Annotated in this window: 1 protein-coding gene; it reads right to left on the bottom strand. The window is 46.5% G+C overall.

What is annotated here, in order from left to right; genetic code table 11:
* Positions 1-311 precede the first annotated feature (311 nt).
* A partial coding sequence (locus ACFO6W_RS26280) for a tyrosine-type recombinase/integrase (RefSeq protein ID WP_380002129.1) occupies positions 312-559 on the bottom strand: 248 nt, incomplete at its 5' end.

The raw sequence follows: 559 nt of genomic DNA, 5'->3' as shown, positions 1-559 counted from the left end.
TAAAAAATAACGCCTAACTTTGCAATTGTTTATATGCGTTAAACAAACTTATTCCGACACTTGCTAAGTGTCAGATGTTAAGATGAATAGATAAAATGAACGCAAAACGTTCGGTTTTGTGTTGTCCGGCTCAGAATATGCTCCTATTTTCCTCCTTTCAGTAAAAATATGCTTACAAATATAAAAATACTTTTTTATTTTCAGCCGGAAATAAAAGAAAATATGCCCTGCCATATAAAATAGCGGGTAAGCTGATCAAGAAATGTAAGCTATAGTTTTTGTTTGTAAAGGCATATAAACCGGTTTCAGCCCTACAGGCAGGCGAAGCCGGCGGTAGCGGATGGCGGGGAGACCAGGGCCAGGGCGATCTGCTCGTTGGCCCGGTCAAGGGTCGAGCGGTCGAAGGAGGCCAGGTAGGTATAGGTCATCTTTTCGGAGGAATGCCCCAGGCCCTCGCTGATAACCCACAGCGGCAGGTTCTGCTTCTTGCCGATGGTCGCCCAGCTGTGGCGCGAGACATGGGTCGTTAATTTCTCCCCAATGCCGGCCAGGGCGGATA

It is taken from the genome of Dysgonomonas termitidis, assembly GCF_042654545.1.
Lineage (GTDB): Bacteria > Bacteroidota > Bacteroidia > Bacteroidales > Dysgonomonadaceae > Dysgonomonas > Dysgonomonas termitidis.
This window is presented reverse-complemented; position numbering and strand designations above follow the sequence as displayed.